This is a genomic window from Zoogloea sp. (genome assembly GCF_041914405.1).
GTDB lineage: Bacteria > Pseudomonadota > Gammaproteobacteria > Burkholderiales > Rhodocyclaceae > Zoogloea.
Genome location: NZ_JAYSDK010000022.1, coordinates 23076 through 42463, shown reverse-complemented (window position 1 = coordinate 42463; position 19388 = coordinate 23076). Strand labels below are relative to the sequence as shown.

Annotated in this window: 13 protein-coding genes; 8 read left to right on the top strand and 5 right to left on the bottom strand. The window is 63.5% G+C overall.

The window, feature by feature from the left end:
* Positions 1-4: 4 nt before the first annotated feature.
* Positions 5-1765 carry a pyrroloquinoline quinone-dependent dehydrogenase gene (locus ACE3RX_RS14065; RefSeq protein WP_374484824.1) on the bottom strand — a complete coding sequence of 587 codons (1761 nt, stop codon included), beginning with the start codon at positions 1763-1765 and terminating at the stop codon, positions 5-7.
* 27 nt (positions 1766-1792) lie between these two features.
* Positions 1793-2641: a substrate-binding periplasmic protein gene (locus tag ACE3RX_RS14060; RefSeq protein ID WP_374484822.1), complete on the bottom strand. Its 849-nt coding sequence runs from the start codon at positions 2639-2641 to the stop codon at positions 1793-1795.
* Positions 2642-3040: 399 nt separating this feature from the next.
* On the opposite strand from ACE3RX_RS14060, the gene ACE3RX_RS14055 reads away from it, so the two are divergent.
* Together ACE3RX_RS14055 and ACE3RX_RS14050 are read left to right on the top strand one after the other, a co-directional pair.
* Positions 3041-5695: a PAS domain-containing protein gene (locus ACE3RX_RS14055; RefSeq protein WP_374484820.1), complete on the top strand. Its 2655-nt coding sequence runs from the start codon at positions 3041-3043 to the stop codon at positions 5693-5695.
* Positions 5696-5809: 114 nt separating this feature from the next.
* Positions 5810-9889 carry a PAS domain S-box protein gene (locus ACE3RX_RS14050; RefSeq protein ID WP_374484818.1) on the top strand — a complete coding sequence of 1360 codons (4080 nt, stop codon included), beginning with the start codon at positions 5810-5812 and terminating at the stop codon, positions 9887-9889.
* A gap of 49 nt (positions 9890-9938) precedes the next feature.
* On the opposite strand, the gene ACE3RX_RS14045 is transcribed toward ACE3RX_RS14050, so the two are convergent.
* Positions 9939-10145 (bottom strand): hypothetical protein, encoded by a 207-nt coding sequence (locus ACE3RX_RS14045; RefSeq protein WP_374484814.1) that lies wholly within the window; start codon positions 10143-10145, stop codon positions 9939-9941.
* Between the two features lie 260 nt (positions 10146-10405).
* Between ACE3RX_RS14045 and ACE3RX_RS14040 the strand changes: the two genes are divergently transcribed.
* From ACE3RX_RS14040 to ACE3RX_RS14030, 3 genes are all read left to right on the top strand, one after another.
* Complete coding sequence (locus ACE3RX_RS14040) at positions 10406-11614, top strand: two-component system response regulator (protein ID WP_374484811.1); 1209 nt, start codon at positions 10406-10408, stop codon at positions 11612-11614.
* A gap of 119 nt (positions 11615-11733) precedes the next feature.
* A complete protein-coding gene (locus tag ACE3RX_RS14035; RefSeq protein WP_374484807.1) occupies positions 11734-13371 on the top strand; it encodes a methyl-accepting chemotaxis protein in 1638 nt (545 codons plus the stop codon).
* Between the two features lie 31 nt (positions 13372-13402).
* Positions 13403-14503: a GGDEF domain-containing protein gene (locus ACE3RX_RS14030; RefSeq protein WP_374484803.1), complete on the top strand. Its 1101-nt coding sequence runs from the start codon at positions 13403-13405 to the stop codon at positions 14501-14503.
* A 15-nt stretch (positions 14504-14518) separates the two neighbouring features.
* Here ACE3RX_RS14030 and ACE3RX_RS14025 read toward each other — a convergent pair whose 3' ends face one another.
* Positions 14519-15448, bottom strand: coding sequence for an AEC family transporter (locus tag ACE3RX_RS14025; protein ID WP_374484800.1), 930 nt, complete (start codon positions 15446-15448; stop codon positions 14519-14521).
* Positions 15449-15547: 99 nt separating this feature from the next.
* On the opposite strand from ACE3RX_RS14025, the gene ACE3RX_RS14020 reads away from it, so the two are divergent.
* Positions 15548-16495, top strand: coding sequence for a LysR substrate-binding domain-containing protein (locus ACE3RX_RS14020; protein WP_374484796.1), 948 nt, complete (start codon positions 15548-15550; stop codon positions 16493-16495).
* Positions 16496-16512: 17 nt separating this feature from the next.
* On the opposite strand, the gene ACE3RX_RS14015 is transcribed toward ACE3RX_RS14020, so the two are convergent.
* A complete protein-coding gene (locus ACE3RX_RS14015) occupies positions 16513-17379 on the bottom strand; it encodes a hypothetical protein (RefSeq protein WP_374484792.1) in 867 nt (288 codons plus the stop codon).
* 245 nt (positions 17380-17624) lie between these two features.
* On the opposite strand from ACE3RX_RS14015, the gene cysC reads away from it, so the two are divergent.
* Together cysC and ACE3RX_RS14005 are read left to right on the top strand one after the other, a co-directional pair.
* On the top strand, positions 17625-18149 hold the full coding sequence (cysC, locus tag ACE3RX_RS14010; RefSeq protein ID WP_374484789.1) for an adenylyl-sulfate kinase: 525 nt from the start codon (positions 17625-17627) through the stop codon (positions 18147-18149).
* Between the two features lie 12 nt (positions 18150-18161).
* On the top strand, positions 18162-19382 hold the full coding sequence (locus ACE3RX_RS14005) for a TIGR03032 family protein (RefSeq protein WP_374484786.1): 1221 nt from the start codon (positions 18162-18164) through the stop codon (positions 19380-19382).
* The last annotated feature ends 6 nt before the right edge of the window (positions 19383-19388 follow it).

The following is a 19388-nucleotide window of genomic DNA, read 5'->3' as shown; positions in this document are numbered from 1 at the left end:
GACCTCACTTCTTGAGGGTGTAGACCTGGAAGGTGTCGCCGGCCTTGTAGCCGAAAATCTGGTTGCCGCCCGCCGCCACGCCCACGTACTGCACGCCGTCGATCTGCCAGGTGACGGGCGGTGCATTGACGCCTGCGTCGAGCTGGTCGCTCCACAGCGTCTGCCCGTTGGCGGCGTCATAGGCATTGAAGCGGCCATTGCCCTCCCCCATGAAGACGAGCTTGCCCGCTGTAGCCAGCACCCCGCCCACCAAGGGCTGGGCCGTCTTGTGCTGCCACCTCATCTTGCCAGTGGCGAGGTCGATGGCCGACAGCACGCCCCAGCGGGGCGCGTCCATCAGCGGCTCCAACGTCGTGTATTCCACCGCGGGTTTGGCCTCGGTGGCGGGGATCACACGCTTGGTGTACTTCACCGGCCAGTGGATTGCCGGCACGTAGGCCACCAGGTGCTTGGCATCCACCGAGGTAGGCGACCAGTTGATGCCGCCCAGCACGCCGGGCAGTATTACCTGGCCTTCCGGCGTGGGGTTGGTGAAGGTGTTCTGGTGGACGACGAACTCGTCCGACTTTTTCAGCAACTCGCCCGTGAGGCGGTTGTGGATGTAGTACCAGCCGATCTTGGCGGCCTGGCCCACCGCCGGCACGAGCTTTCCGTTGTGGGGGTAATCGAACAGCACCGCCGGGCTCGCCACATCGTAGCCCCACTGGTCGTGGGGCACCTGCTGGTAATGCCAGCGGATCTTGCCCGTCTCCACGTCGAGGCACACCAGCGACACGGTGTACAGGTTGTCGCCGGGCCGCGAGGTACCGTCCATCTGTGGCGACGGATTGCCGGTGCCGAAGTAGAGCAAGCCGTGCTCGGTGTCGATGGCCGGCGTGGACCACGCCGAGCCGCCACCATAGCGTGCCGCGTCGGGGTATTTGGGCAGGTCGGCGCGTTCCTTGTCGATATCCCGGTGGAGCGGCACGCCGTCGGGCGTGGTACGGCGGAACTCACCTTCCCAGTTGCTCGGGGCAATCGTGTCGAACTGCCACACCCGCTTGCCGGTGTTCGCATCGAAGGCCGCCAGAAAGCCCGGTCGGCCGTAGTTGCCGGCAAACCCAACCACTGCCCCCAGCGGCGCACCGTCCCGGTCGGAATCCAAGTGCAGGCCGTAACCCACGCCCGTCACCCCGATCAGCACCTTGCCCTTGTGAACCACGGGCGCCATGGCAATGCCCACGCCCGACTGCCCGGCGATGTTGGCTTTGCGCAGCGGATCCGACTCCGTGAGGGTGGTGACGGACTCTTGCCGGGCGCTGTCGGCCTCGGCCACCTCCACATCCCACAATACCTTGCCCGACTTGGCATCCAGCGCCACCAGCCGCGCATCCACGGTGCCGATGAAGACCTTGCCATCCGCCACCGCCACGCCCCGGTTGGCCGGCCCGCAGCACAGCGGGTAATCCTTCTTGCGCGGGTGTTCGTAGCGCCACAACGGCTTGCCGCTCGTCGCATCCAGTGCCACAACCCCGTTGAAGGGCAGCGACAGATAGACGGTGCGATCCACCATGATCGGCGTTGACTGGAAGGTGGCCTTCACACCGCTGTGGTAGGCCCAGGCCCGAGTGAGCCTGCCCACGTTGCCGGTGTTGATCTGGCTCGGCGTGGCGTAGCGCTGGTTGCTGAGGTCGAGGCCGTAGGTGGGCCACTCGATATCGGCGGCGAAGGCCGGCGCGAACGCCAGGGCAAAGAGGGCGGGGAGCAGGCGGATAGAGGTAGGCATTTGTCGGTCCGGGTCTCGAGGGGGTGCTCAGTTGGTGCGCGGGGTCACGCCGTGGCGCTTGAAGATCGCCGCCACGGTGCCGTCCTTCTGCAATTCGGCCAGAGCACCGCCGAGGGCCGTGGCAAGCTCGTCGGAGTCGGCCTTCACCGCCATGCCGATCGCCCAGCGCTTGGGGCTCAGCTCACCCAATTTGGCCTCTTCGAGGGCAAAGCGAGTCTCGCCAACCAGGGCCCCCTCCAGCTCGGCCAACGGCGCCATCACTGCCGCCACGCTGTCTTCCTGCAGCGCCTTGACGGCCTCGCCGATGGAGCGGAAATGGGTGATGTTGGAACGCAGCCTCCCCTGCAGCACGCCGCCCAGGAAGGAATCAGCCAGCGTATCGCCCTCGACGCCGATCTTTTCGCGGGTAAACACCTCCAGCGCCACCGCCGCTGAGCCGCTGGGGGTCGGGATACGGCTGGCCACCCGCGCCATGCCCATCACCTCCTGCTGGTAGGGGCCAAAGATGCGAGCCTGCTCGTTGTCCTTGGCGAACTCCGGGTCCACCGGCACGCGCAACATCACGTCGGCCGGCTCACCCCGCAGATAGTGGCCTTTCCAGACCATGTTGCGGAGGTCGTCGCCCATATCCTCGCCGGCCTTGAAACCGATGATCTCGGCCTGCAGCCCCAGCTTGGCCGCCAGCGCCTGGCCGAGTTCCACGTCAATCCCCTTGCCCGCATCGGAATAGGGCGGGAAATTGTTGTATACGGCGACCTTCAGTCGACCGCGCTTGTGGATGGCGTCCATCTGTTCGTCGGCGTGGGCCGGCAGATGGCAGGTAAGCAGGAGGGCGGCAAACCCCAGCAGAAGCTGGCGGCGAGGGAAGCATTTCATCGTTAGTCTCCGGAACGGCGGTTGAGGTTGGGGATTGTTTTTGTCGTTCGCCGGATTCTAGGCGCCGCCTCCAGCGCCGAGAGCGCACGGACAGAGGTCGGGCAATTTTGTCGTTCACGTCGGGCAAATTGCCCGCCCCCCTCCCCCGGAAGTCGCCCTCTACGCCCCCGTCTCCGCTCTCCGTAACCCGCCATCACCAGGCCAAACCGGGCCCCAACAGGACGATCACGCTAAAACGCAGTTGAGTCATACGGCGTAGACATTTCCTCGCCGGCTCAGTAGCTTGACCCAAGAGGGACGGTTGCCGTCCTACGGATTGACGCCTGCGAGCCGCCACCTATGGATTCGTCGATACTGCTGAGCACGAACGCACTACTCTCAACAGCGGCGGCCGTAGTGATGTTCGTCGTTCTGCTGACGCACAAGACTTACCCCGGATTCGGCTGCTGGGTTGCAGGCATTCTCTGTATGGCCCTGGGGGCCGCGATGCTGATTCCCGGCGCCTTGCCCGTCAGCTGGCTGGTTCGCGTGGTTCGTAATGCGTTTCTGGTTGGCGGCTTGGGATTGATCCTGCACGGCATGGTGGTCTTTCGAGGCTACCGGATCAATTACTGGCTCGAATCGCTGGTCGCCCTCTCCTTTCTTGCAGTCTTTGGCTACTACAGCCTTGCGCCCACAGACCTCAACGCACGCATCGTCATCTATTGCCTCTATGCAAGCGCATTGAGCTTCGCAACGGTGCTCGTCACCCTGCGCCGCCGTCCAGCCGATTTCGGCTCCAATGATGTCCTGTTGGCACTCTGGTTGTCGGTTTATGGACTGCTCTCTGTGGTCCGGATTGCCCTGCAGCTCGCCAGCCCCGAGATCGAAACCGCATTCGAGGCCCTGAGCGGGTTCGGAACCTTTTACGCAATGGTGCAGATTCTCACCGTACAACTGGTGACGCTGACCCTGATCAGCATCAACTCGCAACGGATCGAGTGGGAATACCGCAGTAGCGAGGCCAGCCTGCGCGAAAGCGATGAACGCCTGCGCTCGATCGGCGACAACGTGCCGGATGGTTTTGTCTATCGATACGAACTGGTCGATAGCAAACCGCACTTCGATTACATCAGCGCCGGCATAGAGAAGACACACGGGCTGAAGCCAGCAGAGGTCATTAACGACGCCCAGCGCTTGTTTTCGATGCTTGCGCCGGAATCCCGGAATCACTATCTGGAAGGCGAAGCGATCAGCGCTCGGGATCTCAGCGTTTATTCGGGAACATTGCTCTTCACCCGTGCAGATGGCCGCCCTATTTGGCTGCACGTGCAGTCCAGGCCGCACAAACGCGCAGACGGAGCGATTACCTGGGACGGCGTTGCCATCGACATCACAGAGCGCAAGAAGGCGGAACTGGAACTTGAGCATCACAACGCGCGGCTTGAAAGCTTGGTCGAAGAGCGTACCAAAGCGTTATCGCAGGCCCTGGCCCAACAAGCACTCGACCGTGAACGCCTCGAATATGCCCTGGATGCAACCAACGACGGCTTGTGGGACTGGGATATCCAGCGGAATGTCGCCTACGTAAATCAGGCTTACAGCCGGATGCTGGGTTACGCACCGGGCGAACTGCCGGACAACACCTACGATCACTGGATTGCCTTACTACACCCGGATGAGAGGGAATCGGTGCTCTCGCGCACGCAGCTCTTGCTGGAAACTGCCGGAAGTTACGAGCTGGAATTTCGGATGCTCTGCAAGGATGGCCACTACAAATGGGTGCTCAGCCGAGGCAAGGTGGTATCGCACGACCCGCATGGAAAGCCATTACGCGCAGTGGGCACGCATACTGACCTCACGGTTCGGAAGGAGCTGGAGCTGAAATTACGCGAGGCAAAGGAAGAAGCCGAGGCGGCAAACCGGGCCAAGAGCACCTTCCTGGCCAACATGAGCCACGAGATCCGTACGCCGCTGAACGGAATCATGGGCATGGGCAACCTGCTCAGACGAGCTGGGGTGGCGGATCAACAAGCCGCCTACCTCGACAAGATGGAGGCGTCAGGCCGCCACCTGCTCACGGTCATCAACGACATCCTCGACCTCTCCAAGATCGAAGCCGGGAAGATGGAGCTCGAAGAAAAGCCCTTCACCTTGGCCCGCGCACTCCGTGCAGCAGTCGAAGTCGTAGAGAGTCGCGCCGAGATGAAGGGGCTGGAAATATCCGTGGAGGACTCCGCCCTGCCTCACGAGCTGTGCGGCGATCCGACTCGACTCACCCAGATCCTGGTGAACTACCTCAGCAATGCGGTGAAATTCACCGAGCAAGGCCGCATCGAACTCACGGGGCGTGTGATGGAGGAAAACGACCACGCCTATCTTCTGCGCTTCGAGGTGAGCGACACCGGAATTGGCATGACGAGCGAACAATGCGCCCGGGTCTTCAACGCCTTTGAGCAGGCGGATAGTTCAACCACCCGGAAATACGGTGGCACGGGACTCGGCCTGGCCATTACCAAACGAATCGCCCAGATGATGGGAGGCGCTGTCGGCGTCATCAGTACACCCGCGGAAGGCAGTACCTTCTGGCTGACAGCCTGGTTGCGGAAGGTATCAGCCACCGCTGATGCGGCTCCATTGACACCGGACGGAAACGCCGAAGCAACATTGCGTCGCGAGTATGGCGGCTACAAGGTGCTGCTCACCGAGGACGAGCCGGTAAATCAGGAAGTAGCGCGAGTCCTTCTGGAGGAGGTCGGCTTCGAGGTGGATATCGCCGGAACGGGGGTGGAGGCCTTGATGATGACGGACAGGAACGACTACGCAGCCATCCTGATGGACATGCAGATGCCTGTCATGGACGGCATGGCGGCAACCCGTGCCATCCGTGCCAACGCAAAGTACAAAGATGTACCCATTCTGGCGATGACCGCCAATGCGTTCAGCCAGGATCGGAAAAAATGCCTCGATGCAGGGATGAACGACTTCATCACCAAACCGGTTGAGCCTTCGATCATGTATTCGACCTTGCTCACTTGGTTAGAGAAAAAGGCCGTTAGCCCGTCACGCCCCTGAACAGTCTAAATGCCACACTTCCCAAGCCTTTCTTCTGGCCCGCCCTCATCCACAGGGGCTAGACTGGTGACAGACGCGATCTGACCCTAAACGCAGGCAACCCTTTTCGAGGAAATGCGATCCATCTTCAGGTCTCTGTCGATCGACAAGGAGTTTGCCTTCCGCCGGGCCCTGGTGGCGTCGGTGGTGCTCATGAACTGCCTCGCCATATTCATGGGTGTCTATTCCCTCGTGGATAGCCGGACCATCTACGATCAACGGGCAGAAGCGCAGAGCCGCAACCTCGCCCGCGCCCTCGACGAGAACCTCGCGGCCAGCATGGGCCGCGTTGAAGTGACGCTCGGCAGCGTGGTCGACCGGCTGGAGGAAGTACTGCGCGACCACGGCAGCCTGCAGACGGGGCCGGTGACGGCGCTGCTCACCCGTGAAGAGTCGCGCATCCCGCTCAACGCGCAGATCCGCATCTCCGACGAGAGCGGCCGGGTGATCCTCGGCAAGGACGTTGTGCCCGGGGCGGCCTCCTGGGCCGAACGGAGTTTCTTCACGCAGCTCCAGGAGAAGGCGGAGACCGGCGTGCTGGTCAGTGATCCCGTGATCGGCCAGATCACCCGCGTTCCCATCGTCCCGGTGGTGAAGGGTTACCGCCATCCGGACGGCCGCTTTGCCGGCATCGTGTCGATCGGCGTGCCGGTCCAGTATCTCTACGAGCAGCTCACCAAAATCGACTATGGCCCCCGCGGCCTGGCCATCCTGCGGGATGCCCAGCTCAGGCTGGTCACCCGCCATCCGGGACTGGACAAGCCCGAAGGCCGGCTGGGAGCTCCCATCTACAACAAGACGCTGATCGACGGCATTGCGTCCGGACGCAGCCATTTCTCCTACCACACCAGCACCACGCCCGACGGAATTACCCGCCTCATCACCTATCAAAGGCTGTCCGCGCTGCCGTTCCACCTGATCGTCGGCCTTGCCGAGGACGACTACCTGGCCCCCTGGCACGAGCGCCTGAAACAAACCATCGGCGCCCTGCTCGTCTTTGCCGCGGTGACCTGCGCCCTCACGATCCTGCTGCTGCGCATGCTGTCCGCGCTGCGCCGGGAGGGCGCCCACGCCCTCGCCCTGCTGAAGAATGCCAGTGACGGCGTACATATTCTCGACCGGAGCGGCGCCATCATCGAGGCCAATGATGCCTTCTGCCACCTGCTGGGCTACCCGCGCTCAGAACTCATCGGGATGGCGGTTTCGCAATGGGACACCACCCTCGACGAAGCGCAAGCGCCCCAGGCACTGACCCGCTATTTCAGCACCCGCGAACCAACCCGTTTCGAGACCCGCCACCGCCGCAAGGACGGCAGCGAGTTCGCCGCCGAGGTCAGCCTGCGGCCTATCGTCATCGACAATACCGAGCTGCTTTATGCATCATCCCGCGACATCACCGAGCGAAAGCATGCGGAAACCCTGCTCAGGGAGAGCGAGGAGGCACTGAAAGTCGCCAGCCACCTGGCCAAGCTGGGCTACTGGAAATGGGACCTGCACAGCGACACCCACTACTGGTCGGACGACGTCTACCGCTTCTTCGGACTCGCACCGGGCAGCCCACCCGTGGGCTACCCCGAGATCGCCAGGTTTCTGAGCACGGAAAGCTGGAGCAGGCTCGCGGCGGCGGTCGACCAGTGCCGTACGCACGGCAGCGCCTATGTCTGCAACATCGAGGTCCAGCGGGCGGACGGCAGCACCCTGTGGCTCACGGCGCGCGGAGAAGCGGACCGGAATGCCAGCGGGGCCATTCACATGCTGCACGGCACGGTGCAGGACGTTACCGAACAGATCGCCTTGCAGGAGCAGCTGCGCCAGTCGGCCGCCCAATTCGAAGCCCTCATCGAGGCCTCGCCCATTCCGATGGGCGTGTTTGACGAAACAACCGCCATCACCTTTCTGAACAGATCCTTCGTCAGGACCTTCGGCTATGACCGGAGCGACATTCCAACCGTCGGCGACTGGTGGCCGCGCGCCTACCCCAACCCGGAATATCGCCACACCGTCCAGCAGGCGTGGGATGAACATACGACGGCCATTCGGGAAAACGGAACCCCCTTCGCCCCACTAGAAGTGAAAATCACGACCAAATCGGGCGAGCAACTCACCGTCCTGGTCGCGGGCACGCCGCTGCCGGCCAAGAAGGCCCCGCTGTTCCTCGCAACCTTCATCGACATCACCCGGCTCCGGGAATCCGAGAGATCGGCGCGCCATTTCGAACAGATCGTCCGCTCGTCCGACGACGCAATCATCAGCGAGACCCTGGCCGGTGAAGTGACCAGCTGGAACCCTGGCGCCGAGGCCCTGCTCGGCTATTCGGCCGGCGAGATGCTGGGACAGTCCATTTCCCGCCTGTATCCCCCCGACCTGCGGAATGAAGAATCCCTGACTCTCGGGCAGATCGCTGCCGGCAAGACGGTCGCCCACTACGAAACCCGGCGGGTCAGGAAGGACGGCCGGATCATCGATGTAGCAATCACCATTTCTCCGGTCCTCAATGACGCCGGCGAGGTGATCGGCGCAGCCAAGATCGCGCGGGACATCTCCGAGCGCAAACGCACCGAGCAGGAGCTCGCGCAGTACCGCAGAAACCTCGAACAGCTCGTTGATGAACGGACCACCGAGCTGATGCTTGCCAAGCAGGCTGCGGAAGAAGCCAGCAGGGCCAAGAGTGCCTTCCTGGCCAACATGTCCCACGAAATCCGCACCCCGCTCAATGGCGTGCTCGGGCTGGCCCAAATCGGTTTCCGCGATAGCGCGGATGACGCGCAGGCCCGGCAGACCTTCAAGGGCATCCTGGATTCGGGAAAACTGCTACTGACCGTCATCAACGATATTCTCGATTTCTCGAAGATCGAGGCCGGCAAGCTCGAGATCGAAGCGATCCCCTTCAGCGTCGCCGGACTGGTCCGGGACTCCCTGCAAGCCGTCAGCCTCGCAGCCTCAGCCAAGAAGCTGACACTGGCCAGCGAATTGTCCGATCTACCGGCGGCCTGCGTCGGAGACTCCGTCCGCATCCAGCAGATCCTGCTCAACCTGCTGTCCAATGCGGTCAAGTTCACCACGTCCGGCGAAGTTCGCCTTTCCGTCCGGGGTGACGACGGTCAGTTGGAGTTCCGGGTCAGCGACACCGGCATCGGTATTTCCGCGGAGGCGCTTGAACGCCTGTTTCTGCCTTTCGAACAGGCCGACAGCAGCACCACCCGCCGTTACGGCGGGACCGGGCTGGGACTGGCCATCAGCCGCCGCCTGGCAAGCCTGATGGGAGGCAGCCTCACGGCCAGCAGCGTGCCAGGCCAGGGCAGCACCTTTACCCTGCGCGTGCCCTGTACCGAGAGCATCGAAAGCGTAGCGGACGCGGGCGCCCCGCCCGATACGCCCGCCGGCGATCCGCTATCCGGCATCCGGATCCTCGTAGCCGAGGACAACGAGATAAACCGCACCGTAATCGACGACATGCTGCACGGCCTGGGCGCCGACGTGGTCCTCGCCGAAAATGGCGCGCAGGCCATCGCGGCGCTGGACGCTGATCCCTCCATCCGGCTCGTCCTGATGGACATCCAGATGCCGGTCATGGATGGCATCAGCGCAGCCCGGATAATCCATGAGCGCTACCCGCAGCTCCCCATCCTCGGCCAGACCGCCCATGCCTTCCGCGAGGAACATGAGCGCTGCCTCGCGGCCGGCATGAGCGCAACCCTCACCAAACCGATAGACATGGCGCAGCTGAGCGGAGCGATCCGGCAACACCTCGGACTGCACACCCAGCCCGGGATCGCCTCAACCCCTACGGCCCCGGCAGAGCCCCCAACCGATCAGCCCATCGACTGGGCGAGCCTGAACATCCGCTACCAGCGGCACCCCGGGTTCATCGACAAACTCATCAGCCTTGCGCTGAAAAACCACGGCAATGACGTCGAAGGCCTGCACGAACTCATCGCTCAGGGAAACCTGGAGGCGATAGAGCGCAAGGCCCACGAGATCAAGGGCATTGCAGGCAACCTCTTCGCCCACGCCCTCCAGGCGCAGGCCAGCAGCGTAATGATCGATGCCCGCAGGCACGACCCCAACACGCTAGCGGCAGCCCGGCAACTGGCCGAATCCCTGCGGCTCACGCTGGCAACGCTGAGCGCCCAACAGGAAAAGAACCGTCGCTGAGGCGGCCCTTTCCCGCTACAACACTCGGCACACCTGCTGCACCCGCAGCCTAATCAGGACACTGCGACTCCATTTGCAGGACCAGGGTATCGCGCAGAATCGCCGTGTGCTCCAGGCGTTCAATGACTTCATAGCGCTCATGTGCGGCCTCTTCCGTATAGAAGAGCGGCGTGATGAAGGATTTGCGGGTGTGGAAGGCAGATACTTGAGAGCGCTTTTCCCGGACACAAAAGCGATACATCAACTCGGTAGCCATGATGGTCTCGTCGGCTTGAAGTTGATCTTATTTTATTAAATTTGTTAAATTTTTCAATATAAACCCCAGCCTAAGGCTTCACTTCCTTCCACCACGCCAAGATAAGCCCCGACTTCAACCCCCTCTCTACGCGGAAAATCTGGCTTTCTCGGCCACAGATAAAATCTACAAATTATTAGATATAACAATTTCATTTCAATATAAACATCAAATTCATAAAATTGATAAAAATTGTTTGATTCCGAGCCAGGAGGTCGCGCGTGCGAGCCATCGCTTCCAGTGACAAACCCGCCCCCCAACTCATCCCCGCTTTCGATGACGAGACCACAGGACGGGTTCTGATTGTCGATGGGGATGTAACAACACGCAGCGCGCATCGCAGCATGCTCGGCTGCAACTTCGATGTGTTGACCGCCGCATCCGGCGAGCAGGCCATCGAGCTGTGCAAGGCGCGCAGCCTCGACCTGATCATCCTCGAAGTTACGCTCCCCGGCATCGACGGTTACGAGACCTGCCGCAAGCTCAGGACGTTTCTGGACATTCCAATCCTCTTCGTGGCCTGTGGCAGCACGCTCGAAAGCCAGCTCGACGCCTTCGACGCGGGGGGCAACGACCTGATCCTGAAGCCCGCCAACCCCGAGATCTTTCCGCGCAAGATAGCCTTGGCCATTCGCCAGCACCGCGCTCAAAGGGCACTCGAACAGGAAAAGAAGACCTTGGAACGGATGGCCATGGGATTCCTCTCCAGCGCCAGCCAGACCGGCACCCTGCTTGAGTTCATGCGGCGCAACATGGCAGTTACCGACTACCCCGACCTCGCCAACAACCTGCTGACCACCATCCAGGACCTCGGCCTGCAAGCCTGCGTGCTGATCCGCCATCCGGACGGCGGAGCGACGGCTTCCAGCGCTAACAGCACACCCTCCCCGCTCGAAACCTCGATGCTCGAGAACGTCAGGGGCATGGGCCGCCTGTTCCAGTTCAAGCGCCACCTGGTGGTGAACTACGACCGGGTCTCCATCATCGTGTCGAACATGCCCGACGAACAGGCGGAGCAGGAGCGGGCCGGCATCCTGCGTGACAGCCTGGCCATCCTCGCCGAGTCGGCCGAAGTGATGGCGGTCAATGTGGATCTGCGGCTCGAAGGGCAAAAGCGCGCCGAGCAGATCCAGGTTGCCCTGAGTGAAGCGGAGCTGGCCGTCAATGTCCTGGGCGATCAAACCCGCGTAACGCTGTGCGATACCCGCCTGCTCCTGCAGGAGATGATCGAGGGGATCGAGAAGACCTATGCCTGGCTCGACATCAGCAACAGCCAGGAGGCCGAGATCAGCGCGACGATGGATGAATCCGTGCAGAGGATCCTGCGGTGTCTGGCCAAGGGCGGAGGCTTCGACGCCCAGCTCTCGCAGGTACTCGCGGCGCTTAATGCCGGGCGCGGCCAAGGGCAGGACATGGTCGAGCTGTTCTGACGGCTTTCCCGATGGGGCCAGGGCCGCAAGGCCTGACCACGGGCCCCGTTCCGGACAGGCATGGCCGCATCGCCGCGGACCGACGTCTGTCACGTTCTCGATTGAACCTGGGTCCAGAAATGAAAAGCAGCTCCATCGCCACCCGAATCCTCGTCGGTTTTGCGCTGATCGCCACGATTTTCGTTGCGGTCGCAGCCTACGTGACCATCCATTCCGCCCGCATCGAGGACGCCTCACGGCAGATCGAGGAAACCTTCACGCCGAAGCTCGATGCCGTGACCCGGCTCAACGACGCAATCCAGCAGATCCGTATCCAGGTCCGCAGTGCCATCATCGAAACCGAGCCGGCGACATTGACCGAAGTCGGCCGCTCGACCGATCAACACATCGCCGCGGCCAACAGCGCCATGCAGCGCATCACCGAGTTGGAACACGGCGCCAGCGCAGACCAAGGCCTGCCCCAAGCCGCCCTGGGCATACGGGAGCAGCTCCAGACCTTCGAAATGCTCTCCCGCGAGATCGTCAGCCTGGGTTCGAACGGCGCCCAGGCCGACGCCAACCGCCTCTTCCATGCCGCCCACTGGCCGGCAGCCCTCGCCCTCAACGAGGCCACTCGTGTCTACCTCGCACAGGTGCGCACGGCCAACACCACTGCGATCGAGACGCTCAAGGCAAGTGCCCGCCAGACGACCCGCGCGGTGATCGGCGGCGCGGCCACGTTCGTACTGTTCGCCGCCGTGATCGCGCTGGCCATCGCCCGCGGCATCCGGCACAAGCTGACCGACACACTGGCCGCGGTGAAACGCATTGCCGGCGGCGACCTCAGCAGCGACCTGCAGCCGCAGGGCAAGGATGAAGTGGCGGCACTGCAGCGGGAAGTACAAAGCATGCAGCTTTCCCTGCGCGAGATGGTGCAGACCATCCGCCAGGCCGACGTCCGCCTGCACGAAGCCACCCATCACCTGTCCCATGCGACTGACCAGGTTCGCCACGGCTCGGAAACCCAGGCCGGCCTGGCCGCCTCCATGGCCCAGTCGCTGGACGCGCTGTCCTCCTCCATTTCCCATGTGAGCCTGCTCGGCAGCGCCGCCAGCGACACCTCGACGCAGGCCCGGGAACACGCCTCCAGCGGCGCCCTCGGCATCAACGACATGGTTGACCAGATCACCAAGGTCAGCGAACGCATCGAACACAGCGCCCGCAATGCCTCCCAACTGGGCGAGGCGACGTTGCGGATTTCGGAGATCGTAAAGGTCATCCAGACCGTCGCCAGCCAGACCAATCTCCTGGCCCTCAACGCCGCCATCGAGTCCGCCCGCGCGGGCGAAATGGGCCGCGGCTTCGCAGTGGTTGCCGACGAGGTCCGCAAGCTGGCCGAGCAATCTGCGCAATCAACCATCCAGATCACCAGCGTGACCGAGGCGATCCAGAGCGGGGCTCAGGACGTCGCCCTGCAGATCCAGGCCACCGTCACCCAGATGCAGAGCGGACTGGCCGGTGCGAAGCAGGCTGGCCAGGAAATCGACGAAATCGTCGCCAATGCCGAGACCGTCATGAACGTGATCACCGAGGTGTCCACCGGCCTTGACGAGCAGGCCACGGCCAGCCAGCAGATCGCGCGCCAGATCGACGAGATCGTCCAGATGGTCGAGGAGAACGCCGAGGCCGCAGCGGAAGTGGCCACCGCTGCAGACGACCTGACCAGCCTGTCGGCTGCGCTGTCGTCCTCCGTCGGTCGATTCCGCCTCCACGCCTAAAAGGCACCAGGCGAAAAACAGGATTCGCACCATGAACCAGACCAATCAGACCCTGCTCGAGCAGCTCCGGATCACCGAGTTCGAGATCGAACACCGGAAGAACCTGCTCAACTTCGGTCCCCACGACATGCAGCGGCTGATCGCCTGCAAACCGTTCATCGAAGCCCAACTGGACGATCTCGTAGCGTGCTTCTACCGTACCCAGACCAGCGAGCCCGAAATCGCCCTGCTGATCGGCGATGCGGATACTCTCACGCGCCTGCGCAGCGCCCAGCGACGCTACATCCTCGATCTATTCTCCGGGGACTATGGCCTCGAATATGTGAACAACCGCCTGCGCATCGGCATGGTCCACAAACGCATCGGCGTCGAACCCAAGCTCTACCTGGCCGGCGTGCACACCTTGCTGAGCCTGCTGACCAGCACCCTCAGCGACACGCGCGCGGGCATCGGCGAGCTCCGGCCAACGCTGGAGTCCCTGCAGAAACTGATCCATTTCGATGTCACGCTGGTTTTCGAGACCTACATCCGCAGCCTCGTCACCGAGATCGAAATCGCCAAGAACAAGTCGGAACAGTACGCGCTCTCGATGGAGGAGAAAGTCCGCGAACGCACGCTACAGCTCGAGGAACTCAGCAAGACCGATCCCCTCACCGGCCTGCAGAACAAGCGCCACCTAAACGAGACCCTGAGTCGCGTCCTGTCCGGCGCCCAGCGACGCCGGGAGCCCGTGACCGTAGCCTACATGGACGTGAACGACTTCAAGCTGATCAACGACAGCTTCGGTCACCAGCGGGGCGACGAGATCCTGTGCTCGGTCGCCGAAGCAATGAAACAGGTCTCCCGGGAGGAAGACGTGTGCTTTCGCTGTGGTGGAGACGAGTTCTGCGTCATTCTGCCCAACAGCACGGAGGCCAGCATCCGTGACACCTACCTGCCGCGGCTGAGGCACGCCGTCTCGTCGAACAACGACAAACCGGTCAGCCTCAGCATCGGCCTCGCCCAGGCGGGCCCCCACGACTATTGCAGCGCCGACACACTGCTCCATCGGGCGGACGAAGGCATGTACCGGGAAAAACGGGCGACGAAGCAGCCCAGCGCGCGCGCCATCAGCCCCCTGCAGGCCGCCTGAAGGGCGTTCGCACCGCTAATGCCCCAACCATTGGATGCACAACGACAGGCTTAGCACCGACCCCAGTGTCGTCAGCAGGACAACGCGCGATACCCGCGCGGCTTCGCGCCGATAGAAGCTGGCCAGCATGAACGGGCCGGTTCCGGTCGGTAAGGCACTCAACAGCAAGGCCGAATTGGCCCACAGCGTGGGCAACTCGAACACCCGGAAGGCCAGAAAAGCCGTAACCAGCGGCTGCAGCATCAGCTTGGCCAACGCAAGCCCCGTCGCCCCCTCGTGCCGGCCGTCCTGCTCCTGTGCCAGGAATGCCCCCAGGGACACCAGCGCACAAGGCGTGGCAGCAGTACCGAGCAGGGACAGGAACTGCTCGAAAGACGGCGCCAGAGGCAGATCGGTGATTCCCCAAGCGCCCCCCAGCACAGGTGCCACCAGTAAGGGATTGGTCGCCAGCGCCCGCCCCACCCGGGCCAGGGCCCGCAGCGGGTTCTGTTCCCGTTGCAGGCTGAGTTCGATCAGCACGATGGCGACACCGAACAAGGCACATGTAACGATGAGCGTCCCGACGATCGCCGGCAGCAAGCCCGCCTGCCCCAGCACCAACACGCACAGCGGAATGCCGACGAATCCGGTGTTGGAATAGGCGGCACTGAGCCCGTCGATGCTGGCATCGGCGAGTCCGCGCAACTGCCTCACCCGCAACAGCACCGTGGCACCGAACACCAATGCGCACCCACCGCACACCGAGGCGATGAAGCCCGGCTGCCAGATCTGCGCCCAGGTGGTCGTCGCCGTCACCTTGAACAGCAGGGCCGGCAGGGCCAGCCAGACGACGAAGCGGTTGAGCTCAGCGGAGGCCCCTTCGCCGAGACAACCCCCGCGGCGACACAGGTAGCCCGCCAGGATCAAACCAAAAATCGGCAGGACGACATTGATGATGGATGACATGGGGCGCTGCTCAGCGATGAAGTGACGAGCAGCTTAGGATTTCGCATCCCATACCGTCCAATGCTATATAAAGCCAAGATTGATACGGAATCGGAATCGATGACCCTCGACTTTCGTCAGCTGCGCTACTTCGTGGTTCTTGCCGACACCCTGCACTTCGGTCGCGCCGCCGCCCTGCTGCATATCTCCCAGCCGCCGTTGAGCCGCCAGATCGCGGCGCTCGAGGAAGCGCTCGGCGTCGTGTTGTTCCAGCGCACGTCGCGGCAAGTCGAGCTGACCGCCGCCGGCCGGCATTTCCACGAACAGGCAGCACGCATCCTCGCCTCCCTCGACGCCGCCGTGCGCAGCACCCAGGCCACCGCGCGGGGCGAGCGCGGGGTGTTGCGCGTCGGCTTCACGATGAGCGCGGCGTGGAGCGTTCTGCCGCGGCTGGTCAAACGTTTCGGGGATGCCTACCCAGACGCCGACATCCAGCTCAACGAGGTGCTGCCGCGGGAACTCAACGAATCCCTGCTCTCCGGCCAGGCCGACATCGGCATCGCCTTCCCGTGGCAACGCCCCGCCGGGCTGGAGTATCTGCGCGTCTACCTGGAACCGCTGTGTGCGGTACTTCCTGCGGGACACCGGCTGGCCGCCCGGCCCGAGATCGCTGTAGATGAACTCGCCGGCGAACCCTTCATCACCTTTCCCGCCAGTACCGCCCCAGCCCTGCACGAAATGGTGATCGGCTGCTGCCGCGAGCACGGCTTTGAACCGCATGTCCGCCTCGAAACGCACCTTCAGCAGACGATCGTGAACCTGGTCTCGGAGGGGCTCGGCGTGTCCCTGGTGCCCCAGTCGATGAGCCGAATGCAGTTACCCGGCGCGGTATTCCTCCCGGTGTCCGCCCCACGGATGGTCGAACAGGGGCTCATCTGGGCGGCGGGCAATGCCAACCCCTGCCTGCCGCGTTTTTTGGAGTGTGCGCGTGGGATTGCGGCACTGACACCGCCTACGGTGATGGCCGATGCGCCGCAGGTAGCTGGCGGGGTGGACGGAGACATGTAATCCGGTCAGCTGGCCCATCACCCTCGCCTGCCAAGCACTACGCCCTCAAGCACCCGATTGACCTCCAGCATGGCCAGACATGCCCTTGTGCGGTGGTCATCGGAAGCAGAGGCACCGCAGGCCCGCAACTCCCGACACGCCCCTAAGGCCAGGGCCCGGCCACGTGCCGGTTCCTGAACGACCTCTATGGGCAGGTTTGCCAGGCACTGAGCCAGCCGCCCCGCCAGATCACGATCCATGGGCCGGGCGGCCAGCACCTGCTCGCTGGGCTGGAAACCGGCGGTACACGTCAACGCGATCATGTAATTGGTGGCGGACTGCAGGCACACCGCGCCCTCCGCCGTCACCGTGAGCAAGGGGAAATAAGGCGCGAGGGATGGCAACACGTGGTTGGGAAAGGCCTGCGCCCCCCAATAACGTGCAGCCACCCGCCCGAAGTGCTCGAAATCCTCGATCGGCACAAAACGCGCCTGCTCCAGCGGCAGGATCTCCACGGGCGGCTTGGTCGGCACCACGGTGTCGTTGGACGCATCGATATAGAGCGTGCCTGCCAGGAAGGCATTCTGAAAATATTCGCCCCGCAAGTCTCCCCACACTTGCCGGAAACGCCCCCCATTGGCTAGGAATGCCGCCAGTGCCGCATACCCCTGTGCAGCCAGGGGCGGCAAGGAAACCGGCTGCAAGCGCTGCAGGGCGTTCTGCACCGCCTGGGAAATCTCCAGACACCAGCCCAGCGGATAGGGTTTGCCGGCCTTGCCCGGCCCCGTTTGACGCAAGGCCGGGTCAATCTGGCCCCGCAGCAACCGGAACAGCGCCTCCAACGCGGGCAGAGCTGGCAGCAGGAAGCGCTCGGTCAGGGCCTGCTCGGCCTCCTTGTCGAGCACACGGGGCTCATTTGGCAACAGCGGTCGGGGCCCCTGCCCAGGGGCAAGGGGCGCAGCCCCAGCCATCACGTCATCGGCCATATCGATAGAATTACAAACATCTTTAGCACCGTAACCAATGTCACAATTCAGCGCCGTGACTCCACTGGCGGCGCTGGGTCGCCATGGTAGCGTGCGACGCGTCTGTCGCGGCCCACGGCCCCGACTCCCGACTCACTTAGAACCCAACCCGACACACCATCCGGATGGCCGCTCCACCGCATATCTACTGGATTACCGGCCTGCCCGCAGCCGGCAAGACCACGCTCGCCACAGCCCTTGCCGCCGCCCTCAAGAATAGCGGGCGCCAGACCGTTGTTCTCGACGGTGACGAGTTGCGCAAAGGACTGTGTGCCGACCTGGGGCTGTCGGCCGCCGACCGCAGCGAGAACATCCGGCGCGCCGGCGAAGTTGCCCGGCTGATGTGGAGCGCGGGCCTCGACGTGGTGTGTGCGTTCGTCTCCCCCTTCCGGATTGACCGGCTGCAGGCAAGAAGCCGCGTCCCCGCAGGGCAGTTCATCGAGATCCACCTGAGCACGCCCTTGGAGGAATGCATGCGACGCGACCCGAAAGGCCTGTACGCCAAGGCCCGGGGCGGCGAGATCCAGGGCCTCACCGGCTGGGACGCCCCCTACGAGCCTCCGGAAGCGCCCGAATTCCGCTTTGACACCCGCAACCTGGACACGGCGGAAATCGCCCGTCAGGTTGTTAACCACCCAGACAACACCTAGCGTATCCATCCGATGGCAGATCTACAGCTCAACGCCTGGACACCGGCAGACCATCAGCGCAGCGGCTTCGACGAGGCCGGCACATCGTCCCCGGAACTCCGCCGGGCCGCCGGCAAACCACTGCTCACACCCTCCCCGGGGCTGGCCCGCTGGCTGGCCGAGTCGGGCGGCTCGCTGGCCTTTTCCACCTACCAGACGGGGCGCCTGTTCTTCCTCGGCAGCCATGCTGACGGGAGCATCTACGCGCAGGAGCGGGTCGTCGGCACCGCCATGGGCCTGGCCATCGACCAGGACAAGCTGTGGGTCGGCAACCGGGAGCAGATCTGGCGCTTCTCCAACACCGGCCCTGACGAAATCGCCGGCCAGCACTACGACGCGATCTACATGCCGCGCCAGGGCTACATGGTCGGCAACAGCAACACCCACGACGTGCTGGCCGACGTGCATTTCCAGGGGCAGCACTACGCGTTTCTGTACGCCAATACCCAGTTCAGCTGTGTCGCCGCACCGGACGAGCACTACACCTTCCGCCCGGTGTGGGTGCCGGACTTCATCAGCGTGCTGGCACCGGAAGACCGCTGCCACCTGAACGGCATCTGCGCCGTCGACGGCGAACTGGCCTACGCCACGATCTGCGGGCGTTTCGACACCCGTCTCGGCTGGAAGGGCGTCAAGAGCCATGGCGGCTTCGTGATCGACATGCGCAGCAACGAGGTGGTCTGCGAAGGCCTGTCGATGCCCCACTCACCACGCTGGCACGACGGAAAACTGTGGCTCATCAACTCCGGCGAGGCCCAACTGGGCTACGTGGATTTCGCCAGCAAGCGTTTCGTGCCGGTCGTCCTGTGTCAGGGCTTCGCCCGCGGCATCGCTTTCGTCGGCGATCACGCGGTGGTCGCCCTTTCGCGCCTGCGGCCGGACAAGAACGGACTGGTCGGGCAGATCAACCTGGCCCAGAAGCTCGAGGACCATGGTTTCTACCAGCGTTGCGGCCTGCTGGTCTTCAATCTCGGCACCGGCCAGCTAGACCACTGGCTGACCATCGAAGGCCAGGTCACCGAGACCTACGACGTCGCCTTCCTGCCCGGCATCCGCAAGCCTTACACCCCCGGCTTCCGCGAGCCCGAACAGCACCAGTGGCGCATGCACCTGCCCGACGGCCCCTGGAAAGCCGCGCCCAAGCCGGCCCCGGACTTTCCCGGCTGGCAGCCCCAGAACAAGCCCCGCACCTGACATTTT

What these genes read in the sequence shown, in the direction of transcription:
- ACE3RX_RS14065 (WP_374484824.1), bottom strand. Translation starts at nt 1,765, where the DNA reads ATGCCTACCTCTATCCGCCTGCTCCCCGCCCTCTTTGCCCTGGCGTTC.
- ACE3RX_RS14060 (WP_374484822.1), bottom strand. Translation starts at nt 2,641, where the DNA reads ATGAAATGCTTCCCTCGCCGCCAGCTTCTGCTGGGGTTTGCCGCCCTC.
- ACE3RX_RS14055 (WP_374484820.1), top strand. Translation starts at nt 3,041, where the DNA reads ATGTTCGTCGTTCTGCTGACGCACAAGACTTACCCCGGATTCGGCTGC.
- ACE3RX_RS14050 (WP_374484818.1), top strand. Translation starts at nt 5,810, where the DNA reads ATGCGATCCATCTTCAGGTCTCTGTCGATCGACAAGGAGTTTGCCTTC.
- ACE3RX_RS14045 (WP_374484814.1), bottom strand. Translation starts at nt 10,145, where the DNA reads ATGGCTACCGAGTTGATGTATCGCTTTTGTGTCCGGGAAAAGCGCTCT.
- ACE3RX_RS14035 (WP_374484807.1), top strand. Translation starts at nt 11,734, where the DNA reads ATGAAAAGCAGCTCCATCGCCACCCGAATCCTCGTCGGTTTTGCGCTG.
- ACE3RX_RS14030 (WP_374484803.1), top strand. Translation starts at nt 13,403, where the DNA reads ATGAACCAGACCAATCAGACCCTGCTCGAGCAGCTCCGGATCACCGAG.
- ACE3RX_RS14025 (WP_374484800.1), bottom strand. Translation starts at nt 15,448, where the DNA reads ATGTCATCCATCATCAATGTCGTCCTGCCGATTTTTGGTTTGATCCTG.
- ACE3RX_RS14020 (WP_374484796.1), top strand. Translation starts at nt 15,548, where the DNA reads ATGACCCTCGACTTTCGTCAGCTGCGCTACTTCGTGGTTCTTGCCGAC.
- cysC (WP_374484789.1), top strand. Translation starts at nt 17,625, where the DNA reads ATGGCCGCTCCACCGCATATCTACTGGATTACCGGCCTGCCCGCAGCC.
- ACE3RX_RS14005 (WP_374484786.1), top strand. Translation starts at nt 18,162, where the DNA reads ATGGCAGATCTACAGCTCAACGCCTGGACACCGGCAGACCATCAGCGC.